General features: G+C 47.8%; 17 protein-coding genes. 3 read left to right on the top strand and 14 right to left on the bottom strand.

Features of this window, described 5'->3' with window-relative positions:
• Positions 1–31: 31 nt before the first annotated feature.
• From OB236_RS18190 to OB236_RS18150, 9 genes are all read right to left on the bottom strand, one after another.
• Positions 32–1,465, bottom strand: a complete 1,434-nt coding sequence (locus tag OB236_RS18190; protein ID WP_262685288.1) for an extracellular solute-binding protein — start codon at positions 1,463–1,465, stop codon at positions 32–34.
• Between the two features lie 78 nt (positions 1,466–1,543).
• A complete protein-coding gene (locus tag OB236_RS18185; protein ID WP_262685287.1) occupies positions 1,544–2,557 on the bottom strand; it encodes a LacI family DNA-binding transcriptional regulator in 1,014 nt (337 codons plus the stop codon).
• Between the two features lie 243 nt (positions 2,558–2,800).
• Complete coding sequence (locus OB236_RS18180; protein ID WP_262685286.1) at positions 2,801–4,015, bottom strand: VWA domain-containing protein; 1,215 nt, start codon at positions 4,013–4,015, stop codon at positions 2,801–2,803.
• Positions 4,016–4,018: 3 nt separating this feature from the next.
• Positions 4,019–6,496, bottom strand: coding sequence for a DUF5682 family protein (locus tag OB236_RS18175; protein ID WP_262685285.1), 2,478 nt, complete (start codon positions 6,494–6,496; stop codon positions 4,019–4,021).
• The gene (locus OB236_RS18170; RefSeq protein WP_076234067.1) at positions 6,454–7,545 is read right to left on the bottom strand and encodes an ATP-binding protein; all 1,092 of its coding nucleotides are present in this window, start codon (positions 7,543–7,545) and stop codon (positions 6,454–6,456) included. The genes OB236_RS18175 and OB236_RS18170 overlap by 43 nt, the downstream gene beginning before the upstream one ends.
• Complete coding sequence (locus OB236_RS18165) at positions 7,521–9,416, bottom strand: HEAT repeat domain-containing protein (protein WP_262685284.1); 1,896 nt, start codon at positions 9,414–9,416, stop codon at positions 7,521–7,523. Before OB236_RS18165 ends, OB236_RS18170 begins: the two co-directional genes overlap by 25 nt.
• Before the next feature lie 50 nt (positions 9,417–9,466).
• Complete coding sequence (locus OB236_RS18160) at positions 9,467–10,921, bottom strand: SWIM zinc finger family protein (protein ID WP_262685283.1); 1,455 nt, start codon at positions 10,919–10,921, stop codon at positions 9,467–9,469.
• Positions 10,922–11,071: 150 nt separating this feature from the next.
• Positions 11,072–11,338 carry a hypothetical protein gene (locus tag OB236_RS18155; RefSeq protein WP_076234018.1) on the bottom strand — a complete coding sequence of 89 codons (267 nt, stop codon included), beginning with the start codon at positions 11,336–11,338 and terminating at the stop codon, positions 11,072–11,074.
• Positions 11,339–11,433: 95 nt separating this feature from the next.
• Positions 11,434–12,774 (bottom strand): hypothetical protein, encoded by a 1,341-nt coding sequence (locus OB236_RS18150; protein WP_262685282.1) that lies wholly within the window; start codon positions 12,772–12,774, stop codon positions 11,434–11,436.
• An 83-nt stretch (positions 12,775–12,857) separates the two neighbouring features.
• On the opposite strand from OB236_RS18150, the gene OB236_RS18145 reads away from it, so the two are divergent.
• Together OB236_RS18145 and OB236_RS18140 are read left to right on the top strand one after the other, a co-directional pair.
• Entirely contained in the window at positions 12,858–13,094 is a 237-nt protein-coding gene (locus OB236_RS18145) for a DUF6953 family protein (RefSeq protein WP_262685281.1), read from the top strand.
• A 122-nt stretch (positions 13,095–13,216) separates the two neighbouring features.
• Entirely contained in the window at positions 13,217–13,828 is a 612-nt protein-coding gene (locus OB236_RS18140; protein ID WP_262685280.1) for a TVP38/TMEM64 family protein, read from the top strand.
• 9 nt (positions 13,829–13,837) lie between these two features.
• Here OB236_RS18140 and OB236_RS18135 read toward each other — a convergent pair whose 3' ends face one another.
• From OB236_RS18135 to OB236_RS18120, 4 genes are all read right to left on the bottom strand, one after another.
• A complete protein-coding gene (locus OB236_RS18135) occupies positions 13,838–15,271 on the bottom strand; it encodes a tetratricopeptide repeat-containing glycosyltransferase family 2 protein (protein WP_262685279.1) in 1,434 nt (477 codons plus the stop codon).
• Between the two features lie 43 nt (positions 15,272–15,314).
• Positions 15,315–17,570, bottom strand: coding sequence for an Ig-like domain-containing protein (locus tag OB236_RS18130; RefSeq protein WP_262685278.1), 2,256 nt, complete (start codon positions 17,568–17,570; stop codon positions 15,315–15,317).
• 152 nt (positions 17,571–17,722) lie between these two features.
• Positions 17,723–17,932: a hypothetical protein gene (locus OB236_RS18125; RefSeq protein ID WP_262685277.1), complete on the bottom strand. Its 210-nt coding sequence runs from the start codon at positions 17,930–17,932 to the stop codon at positions 17,723–17,725.
• Between the two features lie 125 nt (positions 17,933–18,057).
• A complete protein-coding gene (locus OB236_RS18120; RefSeq protein WP_262685276.1) occupies positions 18,058–19,101 on the bottom strand; it encodes an AI-2E family transporter in 1,044 nt (347 codons plus the stop codon).
• A 454-nt stretch (positions 19,102–19,555) separates the two neighbouring features.
• On the opposite strand from OB236_RS18120, the gene OB236_RS18115 reads away from it, so the two are divergent.
• Positions 19,556–20,287 (top strand): hypothetical protein, encoded by a 732-nt coding sequence (locus OB236_RS18115; RefSeq protein ID WP_262685275.1) that lies wholly within the window; start codon positions 19,556–19,558, stop codon positions 20,285–20,287.
• A gap of 8 nt (positions 20,288–20,295) precedes the next feature.
• Here the strand turns inward: OB236_RS18115 and OB236_RS18110 are convergent, their stop codons facing one another.
• Positions 20,296–21,222: a hypothetical protein gene (locus OB236_RS18110; RefSeq protein WP_262685274.1), complete on the bottom strand. Its 927-nt coding sequence runs from the start codon at positions 21,220–21,222 to the stop codon at positions 20,296–20,298.
• Between the last annotated feature and the right edge of the window lie 15 nt (positions 21,223–21,237).

Here is a 21,237-nt window from a genome sequence, read left to right as displayed (position 1 = left end):
TCCCTTCGAACAGCTGAAACTTCATCTTAGATTAGTCGATCAGTTTGCTTGCTTTTAGCTGCTCACGCATCTTTTTAACCGCATCAGCGGCCGACATTTCACCGAGAATGGCTTTAAATGAATTTTCATTGATGATCTTCTCGGCATCTGCCCATTTGGCTGGCGTCAGCTCAAGCGTTGCATATTTCACAACCAGCTCCTGAGCTTCCTTTACCCCTGGCAGCAGACCGAAAGGAGGTTGAACTTTTTTGTTGTACCAGAAAGGGACGCCATGGTCCATCGCATGCTCTTTACCTGCTTTAGTAAGCTCGTATTTACCGCCACTCTCCGTATAATCGTTGTCTTTAATGCCCAGGCTTCCGAGCATAATGCCGTCTTTGGAATGCCACCATTCAATAAATTCAAATGCTGTTTTCGGATGCTCCGCATTCACCGGAATGACCCATACGTCCGGATCACCGCGACGGATCATATGCTTGCCGCTTGCATCGGCTGCGCCAGGAAGTCCTTTGGCTTCAAATGTGGTTTTGGCGTCCTGCTCTTTTCTTGTATTGTTGAGCATCCCTACCCATGCGTCCCAATAAGTGATCATGCCTACACGATCCGTCAAAAACAGATTACGCATTTTACCGGTATCGTTGGTCGCAAAGTTAGGATCCAATATACCTTCTTTATAAAGCTTATTCAGCCACTCGTAAATCGGGATAGCCGCATCCGTCGAGTAAGGCACATCCAGCTTGCCGTCCTTCTCCACATAACGCTGTTTCAAGCCCGCTGCGCTGAAAATACCTTGCAGCTCATACATACCTGCTGTGCTTAAACCGTACGTGTCCTTTTTGCCATTGCCGTCCGGGTCCTGTTCGGTAAATGCTTTTAACACCTTGTAATAGTCATCCAATGTTTTGGGTTCCTGCAAATTCAGCTTTTTTAACCAGTCATTTCGTACAATCGGCATCGTTCCGCCTTGAAACTTCGTGAACACACCATAAATCTTACCGTCTTTCGTCTTGATCTGATCCCATTCACCCGCAGGCAAAACCTCCGGATCGGACAATACTTTGGAAGCTTTCACTTGATCCGTAAGTGGCGTCACAATACCTTGATCGATAAACAGGTTCATTTTTTCTTTACTGATCTGAAGTAGGTCGAACTTCTCGCCGGATGCGATGGCTGCCAGCAACTTCTGGTCATAATCGGATGCCGGTTTATCCAGCTTCGCTTTAATACCGGTCAACCGTTCAATTTCTTTTTCGAACAATGTGTTCTCTTCAGGGGTTTTACCGCCAATAACGCCTGACATGATACGAAGAGTTTTTTCTTCTTTTTTGTCATTTCCTTTTGGCGTGTTTGCAGTTGAATTGCCTGTTGACGGTGCTGCAGTATTGTTATCGGTACAACCTGCCAATAGGGTGCCCAGCAGTGCAATTGCCATCGTTAAGCTCATAACTTTCGATTTCGTAATCATCATATACCTCCCAGATTATATAAAGCCTTTACACAATCTTAATAAAGCGTTTACATTTATGACCCGCCTATTGGCGGCTTATTTCAGTAACCTGCACGATTCGCGAATAACCAATTTGGCTTCAATGATCTTTTGCTCGACGATATCCACATCTTTCATTTTCTCGACTAAAATTTTGGCTGCTTCCGTACCCAGCATTTCTGCGGATAGCTCAACCGAGGTTAATGCAGGCGTCATTTCCTGTGCCAGTGTAGCATCATTGCTTAAGGCTATAACTGATAGCTCACCGGGTATATCGATGCCAAGCTCTCTTGCGGCTCTCATGACCCCGAGTGCTACACGGTCCGTGTCTGTAATGATGGCAGTGAATCGATTAGGCTCATAGATGTTCTTAAGTGAAACATAACCATATTCAGTCGGATTGGCATGCTGCCTTCTCGAATAGTTCATAACGTGCACCTGATCATAGGATTGACCACTTTGCTGGAAAGCTTCTGCCAGACCGTTCTCCCGGTCAATAGCGACCGTCATATCAGCGCTGGAGTTAAGAAATAAAATAGCTGTGTGTCCGAGGTTAATTAAATATTGACCTACCTGCAAGCTTAAGTGTCGGTTATCATTGTCGACATAACTAATTTGCTCTTCAATTGGATCTGGACGGCCAATCAATACTAACGGGATACCCATTTGATTGTACCTTTCAATACGGGGATCCTGTTTTCTCGGGTTCAGCATAATGACACCATCCACCGGATCGATGGAAAATTGGGTCGGATCATCGTGCTCAGGAAGCGTATCTAACAAAAGTCTGTAGCCCTGCTTGGAAAACTCTCTTATAACACCATTGATCATCTGAATCTCGAAACCCGACATCACGCTATCTTTGGATATCGGCATTTTCAAGCCAGCTATCATCGTTTTCTTAATAGCCAGACTTCGCGCAACATGGCTCGGGTAATATCCTAAACCCTTGGCAACCTCCAGAACTCGTTCAGTTACAGGACGGCTGATAGGTCTTTTTTTGCTGAATACACTGGATACCGTTCCCTTGGAAACACCCGCAGCTTTGGCTACGTCATCGATGGTTGCCATTTGATCCCCCCTTTTAACGATTGTTAAGAAATCATTAAACCGGTTTAATGATTTCCCCAATAAAAACCGATTCATTAAACCGGTTTAACTTGGATCATGTCATTATTATACAAAGCGTTTTGTTAACTTTCAACCTCTTTTTGTAAAATACAAGTAAATATTTAATGAACCCGAGCTTGAAGGCCGATGAAATGACCGTAAAGATCAGCTTCATCGGCCTTCAGGCAAGGAATTTGGCAGGATTTACGGGTTCGAACCCGCCTGTACCCGATTAGCGAGCATCAGCAGATCCTGTCCCTTCAAGGCCCCTTCGATCAGCTCGGGCAGACGGTCAGGAGAGCAGCCAAAGCAGGGAATCCCAAACTGGGACAGTTTTTTGGCTACCATTTCGTCGTAGGAAGGCGTACCTTCATCGGATAAAGCCAGCAAACAAATCGTTTTTACACCAGCCTGCTGCAAATCGTCCAATCTGCGCAGCAGCTCTGAACGGTTGCCGCCCTCATATAAATCCGTTACGAGAATGAACAAAGTCTTCTTCGGCTCCGTAATGAATTGCTCGCAGTAGGCAACCGATTTGTTAATGTCCGTGCCTCCGCCAAGTTGAATACCGAACAGCATATCTACCGGGTCCTCTGCGCACTGCTCACTAAGATCGACAACCTCGGTATCAAAGGCAACCACACGTGTATCAAGTGCCGGCATACTGGCAAAGATCGAACCGATAATCGAGGCATAGATTACCGAATTGGCCATCGAGCCGCTTTGATCGATATCCAGGATAACGGTCCACTCCTTGCTTTTGCGGGCGCGATCAAAAAAGTAAACCTTCTGCGGAATGAGCAGCTGCCGTTCCTGATCGTAGTGCTTCAGGTTAGCTCTGATCGTACGATTCCAATCGAGACCTGTAAAGGATGGCAGCGGCGAATGCTGCCTCCGGTTGAGTGCCCCCGTGACTGCACGCTGCATATTCGACGAGAGCCGTTTCACAATTTCCTCAACTACGGCTCTAACCAGCTGTCTGGCTGTTTCCTTTGTTTTCTCGGGTATCTTGCCTTTGAGCGCCATTAAGGTCGCCACCATTTGAATATCCGGTTTCACCTGTGACAACAGCTCAGGCTCGAACAATAGCTGTGTTAATCCTTTGCGCTCTATCGCATCTGCTTGAATGACCGATACCACGTCCTGCGGAAAAAAAGAACGAATATCTCCCAGCCATTTGGCGAGCTTTGGCGAGGATGGGCCCAGCCCGGCCGACCTTGATTTGCCCGAAGTCCCAGCATCCATGCCCGATGCATCCGCCGTATCATCGTAGATGGCAGCCAGTGCCTCATCCATCAACACATCATCTCCGTCAAGCAGCCTGCCGGAGCCGCCGCCGCATGCCTTCAGCTTCTCCTCTGAGGCCGCGCCCAGAACCAATCTCCAACGCTTTACCTGTTCCTGATTGATGGTTGTCATAGTTTACAAATCCCCGAAATCAAAGTCATTAAGCTCATCGAGTTTCCCCTTTTCTTCCTCACTGAGCGGTTGCTGCAGCATTTCACCTGTCTGGCCTGCATCGACTCCCCAGATATCACCCATCATCTCGGCAATCGCCGCCTTTTCCCTCGGCTCAAACGATCCAAAAGCTCTCCGTAAAAAAACGAGCGAACGGTGAAATTGCTCCTCCTCCAGTGATTCCATATAAGCGTCCAGCTGCTTCCACAACGATAAACGGGAGAGCAGTGCATAGCGATTGCGCATGGACAAGCCTTCGAACCAGCCCGCTCCGAGATCCGCAGGGATGCCGGGCGAAAGCCGTCTTGATACCTCCTGAGCGCTTTGCTCCTCGGAAATCTCGTTGCGCTCCAACAGGATGGCAAAAGCAAATCCGGAGCATTTGGCATTCCGGTCATCCCGTGAGGAAAGCTCATGCAGCCTGTTCAGCCAAAGCCTGTCATCGACAATTTCATAATGCTCCTGAGCGATACCATGCAGCGTCTGAATGGCGGCCACTATGGCTTTGGCAGCATCATCATTACAATTTGCGGCATCTACGAGCTGCAGCGCCCCTCGCAAAAACAGCTGCTGGAGTAAAGGAATTAAGGAACTGGTCTCAATCCTGCGTAGTGATCCATATTGGATCAAGACCGAAAGCTCATAAGCGGCTGCGGCAATTTGATTTAAATTGCCTACATCGACAGCAAGCTGCTGCAGGGTAGCCCTGGCTTGCTCCATCAGCTTCGGCAAACCGCAGTCGCATGCAATCCGTATGAGACGTGATGCTTCGGCAATATCGTCGCATGACTCCAGTCTTTCATTGATCACAAAGGCTGACGCCAGCTCTATCGTTTCACCTTTTAAGGTAGACTCCACGGTTTGAATTTCGGCTTCTGGCGTCCATTGCAATACCCAATGCTCAGCCCATGAAGCTGCATCCTGTTGAACCCGCTGCTTGCGCGCGAAGTTGATGCCAAGCAGCTCCAGCCGATGTAGGAGGACAGACCTCGATAGATCGATAAAAGCGGCCTCCTCTGTCTTCACCCGGCGATTTTCTCTCAGGTCAAGCTGCAGCGTGCTCGCTACTGTCGATTTGTATTTCTCCAGCTTCAGCCGCTTCAGCTCACGATTCATATCATCCTGAATCGGTGTCTGGCTGACGCCTTCCGGCAAGCTGCCGATCGCTGTTCCCACATCGGTTCTGGCTAATGCCTCCGCTATCGGTGACAGCTCCCCGTATCCGAGACAAACGACTGCCGCGTCGCGTAAATCCTTCCAGGTTGGCTGACTGCCCCCCTGCAGCGATGCAAGTGCTTCCGCCAATCGTACCGCTTCAATAATCGCTGCAGTCGAGCGATACGTGCCCTGCTCGCGAAGATAGGCAACCACATGGGAAAAGTATAAGGAGGGCAGCTGACTCAAATCACCCTTTTGCAAGCATTGCCAAAATAAAGTGAAGTAGGCTGGAGCCTGATTCCCGGCTCCGTATCCGGAATGTTTGGACAGCTTATAGAAGGAATAAGGCATTAACGTCAGCTTCGTTGAAGCAATTGGCAAGCTTGCCAACTGCTTGTCATTCATGACCGGAAGTCTCAGATCAAGAGCCGAAGCATGGTGCGCGCCAGTAACGACAACTACCCGTTCCGGCGAATGTCCTGCCTCCAGCAGATCGCGGATTCGACGCCTCATATACGCTTCACGAATCTCATTGTAGGCAGTCTCTGCGGCGTCGTGCTCCCGTTCATCCTGCTCGGACAAGGCTCGCATCTGAAACGAAAACTCGTAGATGGAGCGCTGATAAGCATCCTTCTGTGTGTTGTGCTCAAAATGACGTTCCCAGTAAGCATCGTAATCGGGCTCACCCGCAAGCTCGGCTATGCGCTCATAACGCTCATGCTGCTGGCGCAAATAAGCCTGCAGCGCGTTTTCCCGGGGACTGTCTACTGCTTGCTGTCCATGCTGTTGATCATCCTGAGACTGTACTTGTGACCCACTATCCTGCTCATCCTGAACATCTGGCATAGCTTTGCGCTGGTTCCGCCGCTGCTCATATAGCGCCAGCGCCGAGTTCGACGGCAGATCGATGAATTCGGTGTGCACACCATGACGGTTGGCCCATACGAAAACCTGATATTCCGGCGAATATTCAGCCAGTGGGTAGAGCAGCGTCCGTACCGGAAGCTGGTCCGTATAAGCGAGTATGGCAATCGGCGGCACAACACCACGGGAGGTTAGCTGTTGGATAAGGCCGCTTGCATCACTCGGCCCTTCGACCAGAATGGCAGTTGGCTTAACCTTATCGAGAAAAGATAACAAATGATGGGCGCCAGCAGGGGATAAATGCCGAATCCCGAATACGTGAAAGCCATTGTCCGTTTCTTCTCCCACAGAAGAGCCGTTGTGAGCCGCACTGCTATTCAATTGTTCATCTCCGAGCAAGCGTTGTACAGACTTCTCCATGATGATCCCCGCTTCTTCATCACATTTTCCAAATATTCCTTCCAGACCAGGCTGTCCTTCTCTTCATCCTTAACAATCGCACCCTGCAGTCCTGCCGCGACATCTTCATCCGTAATCGTACCATTCCCGAAGCTGGCTGCCAGCGCCATACTTCCCGTCAGCAAGGAGATCGCCTCTGCTGTGGAAATGACACCGCTTGGCGGCTTAATCTTGCTCTTGCTGTCAAGCGTCATCCCGCTTCTTAATTCACGGAAAATTGTCACGACTTTACGTACCGCTTCATCGTCCGGAGGGGAAGCGTTCAGCTCATAATTCGCAGAGATTTCACCGACACGTTTACGGACAATGCCTACCTCGGTTTCAATATCCGACGGTGCCGGGAGCACAATAATATTAAATCGCCGTTTCAAGGCTGCCGACATTTCATTAACGCCACGATCCCTGGTGTTCGCTGTCGCAATCACCGAAAATCCGCGTGCCGCCGACAGCTCCCGATCAAGCTCGGGAATTGACAATGTTTTTTCAGATAAAATCGATATTAAAGCATCCTGAACCTCTGAGGCGCAGCGTGAAATTTCTTCAAAGCGTGTAATGCCACCGCTCTCCATCGCTCGGAAAATTGGGCTTTTAATCAACGCCTGATCTGATGGTCCCTGCGCCAACAGCATCGCATAGTTCCATGAATAGCGAATATGCTCCTCGCTTGTACCCGCCGTTCCCTGAATGACCTTGGAGGAATCCCCATGGATCGCAGCGGTCAGATTCTCGGAAAGCCATGACTTGGCTGTTCCCGGCTCGCCAATCAGCATCAGCGCCCTGTCTGTCAGCAGCGTGGCAATGGCCATTTCTACGAGACGGCGGTTCCCGATATATTTGGGCGTGATATCCACGCCGCCTGCTGTACCTCCAGTAATGAACGTCAGCACGGATTTGGGAGAAAGCTTCCAGCCTGAAGGCAAGGCATCCTTATCCGCTTGCTTCAAAGCCTCAAGCTCTTGTTCGTATAACCGCTCGGCTGGAAGCCTTAAGACATCTTGTTTTTGATCCATCCCCATAATCCCTTTCCCTTCTCGGTAACCGATTCATTTGCTAACTCTTCTGGTTTGGCTCCTACAGACTCAGTAATTGCAAGTATCTGATTTTTGACGTTCTCATACGTAAGCGCCTCAGCGAACTTCTGCAACCTGTCAGCATAGGAACGCGGTAGCAGATTCAGAAGCGCACGCTGCTCGGTGTCTAAATAATACAAATTTTTGACCGATTCCTTCTCCAAAATGCCCATTAACAGCTCCGGCGCTTCTTTGTATCCAATTCGGAATAATGCCAGCAGCAGCGAGGAGGTACGATGGGTCCGAAAGCTTGGTTTCAATTGAACCTTGCTGGACATATAAGCGGCAATTTGTGGGTTCGGACGATCTGCAAGGCACCATACCAGCTCTTCCTCATCAATTTCCACAAATACATCAATCCATCTCGGGTCAAGCTTGGATGCAGACTCGCCTGCTGCAAACGATGTGTCATTAAAGTCCTCGTCATCCCAGCCAGCTGCCAGCAGTTGCTTGGACAACGAAGGTGTGACCCGATGTATCGCGCCTAATAGCTGCTTGGCAGCCACTTTTTTAGGATTTGACAATACCGGTGCAAACCGCTTATACACTTCTTCAGGCGAAAGTGTTTTATAGGCTGCACGGAAGCTGTAGGCAATAAATGTGCCGTTATACGCAGCCTGTAGGCTGATAGCAAATTCATAGGCTTCCGGTGTATGCATCCACAAGAGCTGATTTGCGGCCTGCTGCTGGATCTCTTCTGTTTCTGGAATAATAAAGTCGGACGTGGAGAGCAGCTTCTTCAGGAATACCAGCACTTCTTCCGGCTGCTTCTCATCCAGTGCCTGCACATCGGCAAGCAGCTGCTTGATCGATTCTTCTCTTTCCTTATTCACAGCGGCATTCGCAGCTCCGACTTTTCCCTGTCCGCTAACGATTCGCTGCAAATTTTCCTCAGCATTGGCAATAATCTTGCTTGTCAGCGTTGCTGCACTGCATTGTGATACAGGCTCCGCGGCAAGCTCACGATCCTTGGACGAGGTTAAAGCCTGATACAGACGATCCACTGCCTTCTCCGTTCCAAGCTTTGCCAGGCCGGCAAATGCTGCGCTGCGAATCTCCTTTTTCTTATCATCAGCTTGCTCCAGAATATAGCTTTCCTGTTCCGAATAATTGCCGAGCAGCTCTATTGCAGCTGAACGGACGTCTAGAGAACCCTCCTGTGCAGCCTGAAGATAGAGGTCCATACCGGAAGCATCCAGCAAACGATGCAGCAGCCTGAGCCGACGCCCATCCGGTTTGCCACCCTGTGGATTGTATTGCTCCTGAAGTGCTGGAAGTGCGTCCGCACCATAAGCCGGAATGATCTTCTCATAAACGAATTCGGCAATCTCTGAGTAACCATCATCCAGTGCAGCTACCACAATCGGGATAATTCGGAAATCCTGCAGGCATCCATCCTCAAAAGACAGACGGAGCTGCTCCATTCTTCCCTGGCCCTTGGATGTTAATGCCTCGACAGCCGGATGAAGCTTGCGGTGAGGAATTGTGGTTGAACACGCGATACTCGTTCCCTCGACCTGTACGCTCTCTGCCATACCGCCTGTCGGCTCTGTTGTACCCTGTGTATACAAAATCGAATTCACCAGTATGCTGAGGTCTAGCAGCTTTACGGCGGCCTGCTCGGCTTTTTGCGGCTCTACTACCTGCGCCAGCGACTGGGCCACCCTATTGAAAACAGGCGCGGCTTCGCCAAGCTTTTGCAGCTGGGGCAATATTTTCGTCAAACGAAGGTCGCCTTCTGCCAGCCCGCTGCCGGCAATAAACAAACGTCGTATCTCTTGCTGCAAATCGGATAAAATAGCTATGCTCATCACATGATCTCCTAACCTTCTCAGTTATCCTTATGACCTAATCTGATCCATCAATACAGCAATTGAATTATTTCATCAGGTGTCACAATGCTTATCGGCTGGGCCTGCAAGCGGTTGGTTTGCCTATCGTGGCCGAAAAGGACCAGCAGGGCCTGATTATGTACAACTTGTTTATTCAGCAGAGGAATTAGCGGCGTGGTGGCACGATCTGGAAAGGCGACATCTGCCAGCATGATTGATTTCCCTTGTCCATCCACGATGACATATCCGTCATCCACTCGCCTAATTTCGGTATAAGACAGCAGCAGGGCCGGATGTTTATCGGACAACGGGTTTTTAATCTGATTTTTCACCAGCTTGATCGCTTCTGGAAACGATTTGTGAGCTGCAGTCGCAATTTGCACATAGTCCCCCTCTACCACATCACGCAGCGCGGCTTCCTCGAAGCGTACTCGCGCATTAATCTCACCCGGATACATGAACAGCTCCTGAGGCATGACCACCTGATAGACAGAGTCCTCCTCCCGCATATGCTTGGCTGCCCGAAAAGGCCGATAGGAACGCGTCACATCGATCCGTCCCGAACGCAGGTCAACCCAATAGCCTTCATCGACAAATTCACTGCGAGCCTGATCCGTATAGGACAGGAATGCCAATTGAACCAGCTCCGCGCCAGACCGCACACGTCCGTGCTCACGCAGCTCGGCAAGCTGCCAGGCATGACCGATCCGTTCCTCCAGCGTCGTTTCGATGTCGATCGGGGTGTCCGGGTTATCAAGTCGGGCAGTTAAATAATCGCGGCTTTTTTTGACTAACGTATGTAAGATTCCCAGGTGTTCAACGATGGCGGAATACATCGATTCTTTATCCTTTAAATCATTCGCAGAGCCTATTTCAAGCAGCAGCTCGCGAAAAGCAATTTGCAATCCCGGTATGTAATAATTGCCCAATTGCTTCGATTGATCCTCTAAAGTTTTCAATGTTTTTTTATCCAGGCTGCCAAGTCCCGCCTGCGTCAGCTGATGAATCAGCTTTTCCAATAGCGAGATGCCTTCGAGCTGTGCAGCTATTTTTTTAAGTAAAGCCGCTTGGTTTGTCTTTTTCTTCTTGGGAGACACTTCGCCTTGGGGTTCGTTCTTTTTTTCCTCCCGCTTCTCTTCGCGTTTCTCCGCCTTCTCTCGTTTTTCGACAATATCAGCGGGAATATCAGCAGTCACAAAAGAATCACCCTGTGCATATGCGTACATCAGTCCAAGTATATGCTTGCAAGGAAATTGCCGGCTTGGGCAGGAGCAGCGAAATACCGGTTCATCTGGCTTCACCAGATCTACCGAGCAGCGATACGGCTCCTTGCCGCTCCCCTTGCATTCGCCAAATATAAGCGATTCGTCAATCGATTTACCCAGCATCGGAAAGCTTTTCTTCTTGGCCAGATCGCGGCCATTTTTCATAGCGCTGGCGTTAATCGCCAATGAATCCACATAAGCTTCGGTTATTGAGATCATCGTATTTCCTTTCATGTACAAGAGTATGACGATAGTTTTTGAGATAAGGCACTGAATGATTTCTACATTTTCCTTAAGTTTCCTTTATTTTTACCCGTTTAACAAAAAAACGAACCCCTGAAAAGGAGGTTCGTTGGGTATAAATCAGCGTTACTGCTGCGTATCGGTGTTGTTTGTGCCCTTCTTCTCCGGTGTGATTCTCGCTGGCCTTGATACCCAATTGGCGCGATTCATCGGTTTAATCTGATCAACCCGGGTTACCTCTTTGACAACGGCTTGTTCAGACATACCAGACTCTTCTTGAGGCGGGGCGATACTGCTTTTATTAGCTGCCGCGATAGCCTTGCTGCTCTTTCCTTCCGGCGGTCCGCCTCCCCCGTTGCGTTTCCCCTTATTCCATACTCTTCCCTTGCTCATCTCACCACTCCATTATTTATCGATCTTCATCATACCTGTAGTATAAGTAATATCCGCGAGCAAATCCATTCTTATCTGACATTCCTTAGACCTCTCTAGTGAATAATCGTAATAATCCCGATCCCCAGCACAGCTACGATCAGCAGATGCCAGCCATTATAACGAAGTCCGACCTGAAGCCCGGAAAGTCCTGTAAGGCGGCTAACCATCAAATTCAGCGGGTTCACAGGGCTTAACACCGACGAAATCGACCAAGCAAGCATCAGCAGCATAGCCAATATGGGATTTGTGGTACCCAACTGTTCAGCGTTCATTTGTGTAACTAACGCAGTGACAATCACCATCGGATGGATGCCGATAAAAGTGACGGCAACTATGGTCACGACTACACAAACAGCAAATAGCATAAACGATTGATTTGCAAGCGTAGTGAGAGCCCAACCAATGCCGCTGCCAAAGTCAGTACCCTGCATCGCTCGACCCAAAAGGCCTGCACTTGTATACAGCACAATTTCATTATTCATGAGGGGTACTGATTGATCCCTGAAATCGATCCAATGCGGGATTAATCGGCTCCAGCCCTTTGTGATCACCCCCCACCCGAGAGGAAAAGCAATCGCAAGCAAGCTAACGATCACCAGCATCGACCAATGCGTCAACGATTCCAATACAAATGTGGTCGTCATCAAAACAACAATAATGATTCCCATTTGCAGCAGCTTGGTGCGGTACCCTTTTACGATGTCCTCTGTGAATTCCGTGGCTTCAGATTCCATATTCAGAGGGTGTCGGCTTTGTGAAATCGCAAACAGAATATTGCCTATAAGTAGAAACAGCAGCGCCAACCCAATCCCGTAAGCCATATAACCTGTGACTGGAATTTGTAAATAATAGAGCACCAATCCGACTGCCGCATAATAAGGCGACCACAGCATCGTCGTCGAGAAGCCAACCAGATAGCTTTTGGCTAACAAGGCCGGAGGGAGCTTCAGATCCTTAAGCAGCTCGTCCACCATACGAACCGATCCCAGATTCAGAATCGGGCCTAATATAAACAAGACGCTCGTAATTCCTGAAAACAGACTGCGCGGATGATGCCTTAAGCCCTGCAGGAACAGATGAATCGCGCTAAAATAACCACCCAGCTTTAAGGGCAAGGACAACAGCGGCACCAAAATGACTAACGTTAACAGCGGAAGATTCATCGAGATGCCATCACTGATCCCTTGAAATCCGGTGCCTTTCCCCCATTCCAGAGTTACGCCTACAATGAGCATGACGATACCATACCAACGCGCTGTAGGGTTCGCCTTCGTCGCACTTCCGGCAAAAGCGATCAGTGTCATCACAATAATAACAGGCTCCAGCCAATGCAGCCGGGCAAAATATTGAATCAGAAACAACCCACACATTCCCAAAATCAAATAACTTCGCACGTACAATTTCTCCTTTGTTAAACATCTGTCAATTAGTATGATATATTAATAGTTAATCATATCACAGCTAGGGAGCGATTCGTTTGGAAATTACAGCAGAAGAAGTAGCTGAATGGATGTTGAAGGAAGTACGATTTGCCGGAATTTTATATCAAGCACAAGCCGTTACCTATATTAGTGAAAACTTTGGTGAATCCTTTATTTATGTGAATGACAATGGCAATCCGTCCATATCCAAGGAAGTCAAAAAGATTTTCAAAAAACTGCACAAGGGTCGTGTAGCCTGGGATCGGGATGGCTTTTTTTGGGGCTGGACCTAGGACTTAGTTCGTACAATCATAAAAGGCGGCCTCTCCGACAAATTCTTTTGAAGGATGGTCGCCCTTTCCCACCTGCATTGAATGCGAATTGTATGCTTCCGTGTGGATCATAAGGAGAGCTCATGAAAAAATGGTATACCGGCCTTACCTATGCGGCCATGCTGCTGATCTTCTTCCTGTACAAGGATGAAATTCTATTTTGGATGCAAAATGGAAATGCTCCGCTCTACGTTATATTTCTCATCGCAATGGGTTTTATAGTCATCCCTGTCGTTCCTTATAAAGTGATCATCGGACTGCTTGGTTTTGTGTATGGTCCATGGATAGGCGCTCTGATTAGCTGGTCTGCAGCATCAGTTGCTTCGGTGCTTATATTTTTAATGGCACGTACAATCTTTCACAATCACGCCAGAGCTTTTTTATCCAAATTCAACCGACTGGAAAAGCTGCATGAACGGATAGAACGCAATCCTTTTATGACGATCCTGTTCGCTCGACTGATGCCGTTTATTCCTCAAGCTGTCGTCAATATTTATCCAGCGGTTCTCTCTATACGCCTGCTGCCTTTTGCTACGGCTTCTGCTATCGGGAAAATTCCAGCCATGCTGTTGTTTGCTTTTATCGGTAGCAGCTTGACATCCGATACCCGCAGCCTGCTGCTGTCGATTGGTGTGTACGTGTTATTTTTGCTCATAACGTTCCTGATTTACCGAATATGGCAACAAAAAAAGTAACCTCAGCGGTTACTTCCCATGTCCTTCTAATTGTGCCAGCCTCTTGCGAATAACATCCAGATCAGGGTACTGCTCCAAGATGCGTTTGAAAATTGAAATAGCCTCCACCTTTTTACCGGAAATGAGTGCCAGATCAGCAAGCGCCACATCGGTTCTCCACTGCGGGATCTGTGTGTCAGCGGGCGTTGATCCGCGGTATTCCTGATAATGTCCTTTCACACTGCGCAGCGAGGCCTCTGCAGTCTGAAGCAGACCTATCGCCTGACGCATCTGAATTTGTGCCATATAGTAGATGGCATCAGGGAAATTCGGAGCGATTTGAATGGCGCGCTTGCATGCCTGATCCGCCTGATCGAGCTCCTTGCGTGACAAGTGGATCTTCACCAGGTACATAAGAATATCCAGAGTTCGCCCAAAATTCGTCAGCCCCGCTGCCTTCTCCTCCGCCAAAGTCAATACCTCAACGGCCTTGTCCAGGTTGCCAGCTACCATGTTCTCCCTGCCGTAGTACAGCAGCCATCCCGGGTTGCCCGGCTCATCCTCAACCATCTGCTTAAGCAGCTTCAGATTGCGTTCAAGCTTCTTCTCCTGCTGAACAACGGTCGGCTCATATCCATCATGAAGAAGACGAATACGTACCGATTGACGATACGTATCCCCATCAAAAATCCCCTGTCCATCCAGCACAATCTGCTCATGAACACGTCCTTTATAGCTCAAGCCGCGCTTCGTCGGGAACATCCGGTGTTGGCTAAATTCATCCGAGACCGTTCCCTGCATCTCATTGACCTGCCAAATCATCAGCACAGGAGGAATCGTTACCTCATCGAATATTCCGGCCACCTGGCGGATAGCATGCTGATCCTCAGGAAACAGATATTCATCAGCATCCACCCACAACACCCAATCGCTTTCCACATGCTTAAGCCCCTGGTTACGCTTGTCAGCAAAGTCCTCATGCCAATCGACATTGACAAGCTTGACCTGAGAAAATTGGCGAACAATCTCAACCGTTCGGTCGGTCGAGTAAGAATCGATCACGACAAACTCATCGACGGCATTCGTCTCAGTCAAAGCGGTCAAACAGCGTTCCAAGGAGCGGTCACTGTTGTAAGCGAGAATAGCTGCAGCGACAGTAACCTTTTTTACGGCAAGCAGTTCCTGAATGGAAGCTCTCTCTGGCCCATCCGGCACACCACTAACCGCTTCATATACGGCACGAACCCATCCTGACTGCGGATCAAGCAGCCATGCCCGATCAAACACCATCCGCGCTGCCTTACCATACCCCTGATGCATCAAAGCCTCACCGAGGTATACCCATACCTGCGCGATCAGACGATTATGCTGTAAAATACGGACAGACTGAGTCTCTGCTTCCTTATACCGCTTCATTTTTAAAGCTTCGATGATAGGTTCAAATTCAAGTGCGTTTGTTTGCAAGGGATTCACCTGTTTCATGTAAAGCATTTTGGTACATTTATTTTTAGGCTGGAGGAGGCATTATCTTAAATTGAAACGTAGCTGTCAAAGCTTCTCCGTAGCTGTCATATGCCTTGACTGTTATCGTTGTTGTGTCTCCTATCGTGCTACCTGCCGTTAAATTATAATCCGTACCTGCCGGACCCGAAACCTGGGCTACATTCGGATCACTGGATACAACTGTGAAGGATGTAAATCCACTAAAATAACTAGATGGATTGAATTTTTTCGTCATGTTCGGATCTGTCAGTATGTTAGGGAGCGGATTATACACCGTCACAGGAAGATCTGCTTCACCATAGTTTGTAGTGATTAACTCAGCGCCAAGGGAGTCTTTCACGGTAACAAAAACCAACCCTGAATCTACACCAATTCCCGTTACATACAACGTTCCACTGGCAAAAGAAGCTGTGACCAGCCCACTTGTGCTTATACCTTGGAAAGCGGTCAGGGACATGCTATCACCATCGATATCGTTAAAAATGTCATTTGCCACTATGGCTACGGACTCACCGTCTATAACGGAAATCGGCCTCTTGACCATAGGAGCATTGTTTTTGACTTCTACCGTGAAGCTGGCTGTTCGATTGCCGCCAAATGGATCTGTAGCAGTCAGAGTTACGGTGTGCGTTCCTCTGGACAGACCATTAATATAAGCTTTTGCACTGGAGCTCGATATTGCAGTCGTAACAATTAAAGCGCCATCCAAATCAGACATCGCTGTATAGTTTAGTAAGTTCTTGGCATCGTCGGCATCATCAAACCCGGCTATACTTACGATTGCAGGCTCCATATGCTGAATACTGTATGGGAGACTCACCAGTGAACCCGTAAATGTCGGAGGTGAATTAAACAACAAATCAAAGCCATAACTGACAATCTCGCCACGATTATCGTTCGCTGTCACAGTCACTGTCGTTTTACCATGAGCTGCCGTCTGCGGAGTCACCGTTAACAGATTACCTGATATGGAAGCCGCAGCTATGGAAGCGCTACTGCTCGCGACCGAATACGTTAGATTATCATTATCCGGATCGGTAAAAGCATTCGTCAAATCAATCGTAAACGGATTGTACGCATTCGATTCAATGGATGGATCGATTGTCCTATTGACCAGCTTATTCGACGCTGAATTATATTGTGGCGGGTGGTTTACATAAGTTGCATTCGTTACTGTTACATTAAAGGAGCCTGTCGTCATTCCACCATATGCGTCCGATGCATTTGCCGTTACGGTGGCAGATCCTGTCGCAGTACCATATAGTCTAAAGGTATCGTTGGTTCTGACAAGCTGTACAGGCGTGTTGGGCGACGATGATGAAACCTGCAAAGTGCCAAATTGTAAAGGATCTCCATCCGGATCGTTGAATAAAGTATGTAGATCGATGGTTGGCGAATACGTATTTGTTGTTACCGTTACATCCGAGCCTGTGAAAACGGGAGCTCGATTGCCTACCGTTACATTGTAACGATTGCTTGCTTTCCCCCCGCGTCCATCCATTACAGCTATATCCAGAACCGTGGAGCCATGCTGAAGCGCAGTAACGGTAAGCTGGTTATTGGTTACATTTCCTGTCGCATATCCGGTTGGACTCAAACTAATGGAGTTGTTGTCAATAGTAAGCGCATCCTCATCCGAGAATAAGTCAGTGGGGCTCAATGTAGTCGGACTGTTCTTATATACCGTAATTGATGTATCTTGAGCCTTCGGAGCGGTATTAGGGGAAGTGAGCTTTTGAGGAACGATGAAGTTCAGCGTTTCATGCAAAATTTCTCGGGTCATCGGGCGACTGCCGGCATAAGCCACAATTTCACCAATATCTACCTGACCGTTGCCGTCCTTATCCAAGCTCTCCGGTACAACTGCGACATCAAAGGTATCGGATACGGTTCCCCCATTAGCAGCCGTTCCCGTGACATTGACCGTTGTCGTTCCTGTACGCGTGTTGGTCAGGATCAGCGAGCTTCCACTAATTGTAGCCGTAAAGCCCGTCAGATTGCTGGCAGATACAGAATAGCTGTTGATCCCGTCAAAATATTCGTTCAAATTAAGCGTTAGTGGAGTTCCTACTCCGGTGTGGAAGTTCGGAAGCGCTTTACTCACATAGGGAGCTTTATAACTAGCCGTGGAAACGGCCTCTACAAAAGCTTTTTCAAACGTGAGCATATACAAAGCAGGATTCAAAACGAGTGATGCCGTTAATACCTTGACCAGCCTGCTGGTCTTGGGACCCTTTCTCACTTTTTTCTTGTTTATCACATTTATTTCTCCTTTAAATGACAAATACCCCGAATATACTATATTCTCTTAATTTATCATAGCTTTGGTAAAAAATATATGTTAGTTTTCATACAATTGGTACCATGAACAGATGCTGTTAATGAACGTTGCTCTACCGTACACGCTAGTATTCAAGGGGTATATTCATTGATGCCGACAACTTTACACATATAGGTATTCTTTTCTACTTGCCTGACCACTTGCCAATAAATCTCCTTCTGACCTTCAGCCTGACCTTTTGCTTTGAAAATATCGCCACTTGCCAATTTCAATTTTGTTTTTAATTTGTGGGTCTCCACATCACCCATATCATAAGCTTGATAATCCATATCTTTGTTCACTTTTCTCTCCTCCTGTGCATACGGGCACTCCATGAAGTCATCATCATTATAAAGGAGTGTAGGGTAAATTGAACAGGGGGCGTTGTCTAACGGTACATACCGTCGCTCTACGCCCCCTGATTGCTTTATTTTATAGGTTCTTGCGCTGATTTTATTTTGCCCGCCGTCTCTTCTCGATAATTTACATCCAGTATATCCAATAGGAAGACAAACACCGGAACACCAATAATTAAACCCCATATACCAAAGAAATGCTCTGAAAATATGAGAATAACAAACGTGTAAAACATCGGAAGCTTCGTCTTGGACGACATCAATCTCGGATTAAGGAAATAACTCTCAAAAGCATGAATGACCATGATCATCACGATTAGATAGACGACCATCATGACGCCGCCAAGCTGAAGTCCAATAATGCTAAGCGGTATCAAGGAGATGATCACACCGGCAACAGGAATCAAACTTAGCACGAAAACGACAATCGATAAGGCAACCAAGTAATGAAAGCCAAGAATCCAAAGACCAATTGTAGTAAAGATCGTATTAAAAATCGCAATCAGGATTTGCGCTTCGATTACCTTACCGAAGGAAACGATGAATTTACGGCTAAAATACTCCATCTCGTTGTAGAACCACGCAATTTTACTCGTCTTAAACTTCGCTGTGAAATTTTTGATCCGGTTTTTTTCAAGCAGGAAGAACAAGCTTAGCAGCACGGATAAGAAGAAGGTTTTGCCCCAATCGCCTACTTTGAATACATAACCAAGGCCTTGCTTTGTATAGGATTGAAAGTCAAGACCGATGATCGTATTCATAATATATTCCGACAGCCAATCATTAGCCGGTGTGTTATAGCGGTGAATCAAACCGTCCGATATCGCTTTATATTGTGAGATGATTTTGGGCAGGACATTGGAAATACCTGAAACCAGCAAAACAATCAGCACGATGTAGATGGTGACCACAACAATTTTATCATTGATACGGACGTATCGATTTATTTTGGATGAAATAAAACCCTGGAGACTGTTGATGATATAAGCCAGTAAAAATGTTAGCAAAACGAGATTCAGCATGCCCCCCAGACTAATTAATAGCAACGAAATCAAGATAAGAATTGAGAATCTTTTTACGGTTACATTTGCAAAAAGTTTTTTAAGAAAATCCATTACCCGAAACACACTCCTCAAACTTTTCATGAAAATAACCGTGACTTTATTACTATAAAAAGTCTACCATGTTTACGACACTAACTCAATGTGCTTAATGGGATTCTCCGGTGTATTTTCACATAAAATATTCATTATATTAATATCTTTGGTGCTTAAATGAAGGATAGCTATCGCTGTCTTCAGACCTATATGGCTGCCACTGTGCACGTAGGCTAAATCGCAGAGCTTCAACATGCTCCGAAGGATCATGCTGCGATTGACGGGGGAAGCAATCTCTACGTGCAGAGGCACTAAAAAAAGCCCTGTGTCTACCTATACGTGAAAAACCGATATTCGTTGCTGTTATTTTGTGTATTTATGTATTTTTTTATCGAAAAAGGAAGGATTGAGCCGCTCTTCTCGATTCTGTTATAATGAGAGGATTATAAAAAATTAGGTGGAGGTTTGGCGGATGGGCTTGCCGGTTACACATGTGAATCTGTTTATGCTGGCAGGAGTGGCGACAGCTCCACTCTTCATGGAAGACTTTCGGCTGGCCATGATCGCAAGCTTAACGCAAGCAGGCTATTCCGTATCAGCCTCCAGACTGCTATATCCTTATGGCGACTGGAGTCGCAGGCTGCTGCATCAGCTGCACGAGCTTCGCCACGATATGTGGACCGCACGCTCCCGTCCATTACGATCTATTGGCGGAGGCAGAGCTGCTAAGTCGATTAAGGCTTGTGGTGAGGAAGGCTGGCCTCTGTTGATCGGTCATAGTGGTGGTGGTGTAGCAGCAGTCCAGGCTGCCAGCATTCTTGCTGAAGAGCAGGTCTATGACGCGGGCTGGCCCATTCGTGTTGTACAAATCGGCTCACCCAAATGTCCTGTACCCCCATGGCTGCAGGAATCCTGGATGTATGCGGAAGCTGTCCGTGACAACGCACGTTCTTCTGATCCTGTAACTTGGCTTGGAAGCCGGGGCATGTGGCAGCGAAACACACACGGCTTGCCGGTTTGGCGTCAATCAGCCCCCGCTGCCCACACGACACAGCTCCGCTTGCCGCTGATTGGCGGTCATCCAGATTATTTTCGAGCGAGCAGCTCCTACTTGAACAAAGAAGGTAGGACCAATCTGGACATCACGGTTCAGGCCGTAACCGATTGGTTGTATACGACACTAGAGTATAGACAGCAGCCATAAGCTGCAGCTCACAGCATTCGGTCCAGTCCTATTGCACTAATCATCATTCTTTCCTTACGATTGCCCAACAATTGCTGCGACCAATCGACCAAACCACCATCGCCAATTCGTACTTCCTGACCACGAATCATGGCAATAATAGTGAACTGCACACCCTTATAATATCGATTATCCGTCTTGTTGCTGTTCTCGCTAACAACGATGTCCGGCATCATCTCACGTAGGTAATCGCTTAATCTCGCAATAAGACCAGCTCCATCCGTATATCCATCACGTTGATTGAATTGAACTTCAATATTGACATCGAACACAGTTTTGAAAATTTGTTGGTACACGTTAATATGATCCAGCAGAGCTTTTTTTTCAAATGTATAGGAGCCTTTGTCCCGTCCCGAGGTCACCATGCAGAACAAGCTGAAATGTGTCAAAGCCCCAGGGAAGTTAAACGTCTGCGCCCGCACATGCCGGTGTGTGGTACTGAATTGTAACGGCTGCTCCTCGTTGCTAGCCTTACGGGCTTTGAGCAATGTGCACATATGAAGCGCAAGCAGATTAGTCGCATCCGCCACGACCTCTGTTCCTCGGAGAGCCGATATGATCTTATTCTGATCAGCCGTTGCCACTACCGAGCATGAGCCCAAGGGTGCGACTGGAGACAGCTGAATGGCCGGAAATGAGGCTGCCTCCGCGATTTGCAGCAGCGTGATCTCCAGTTGCTTAAGTGCAATGGGATTCACCGCGGCGGGCTGAACGAAGCTGTTCGCTGCATATTTGTTCAATAAATCGCCAGGGGATGCTGAATCCGTCTTGTTTCTGAATAGCTCCAGCAAGAACGAATTAATATCCGATAGAGAAGCCTCCTTGCTCCATATCTCTAATAAATCCTCATTGCCTGATTGCTGCAATATTCGCTGCAGTGCTTTATTGTGATTCATCACTACACCCCCGTT

It is taken from the genome of Paenibacillus baimaensis, assembly GCF_025567575.1.
This window is presented reverse-complemented; position numbering and strand designations above follow the sequence as displayed.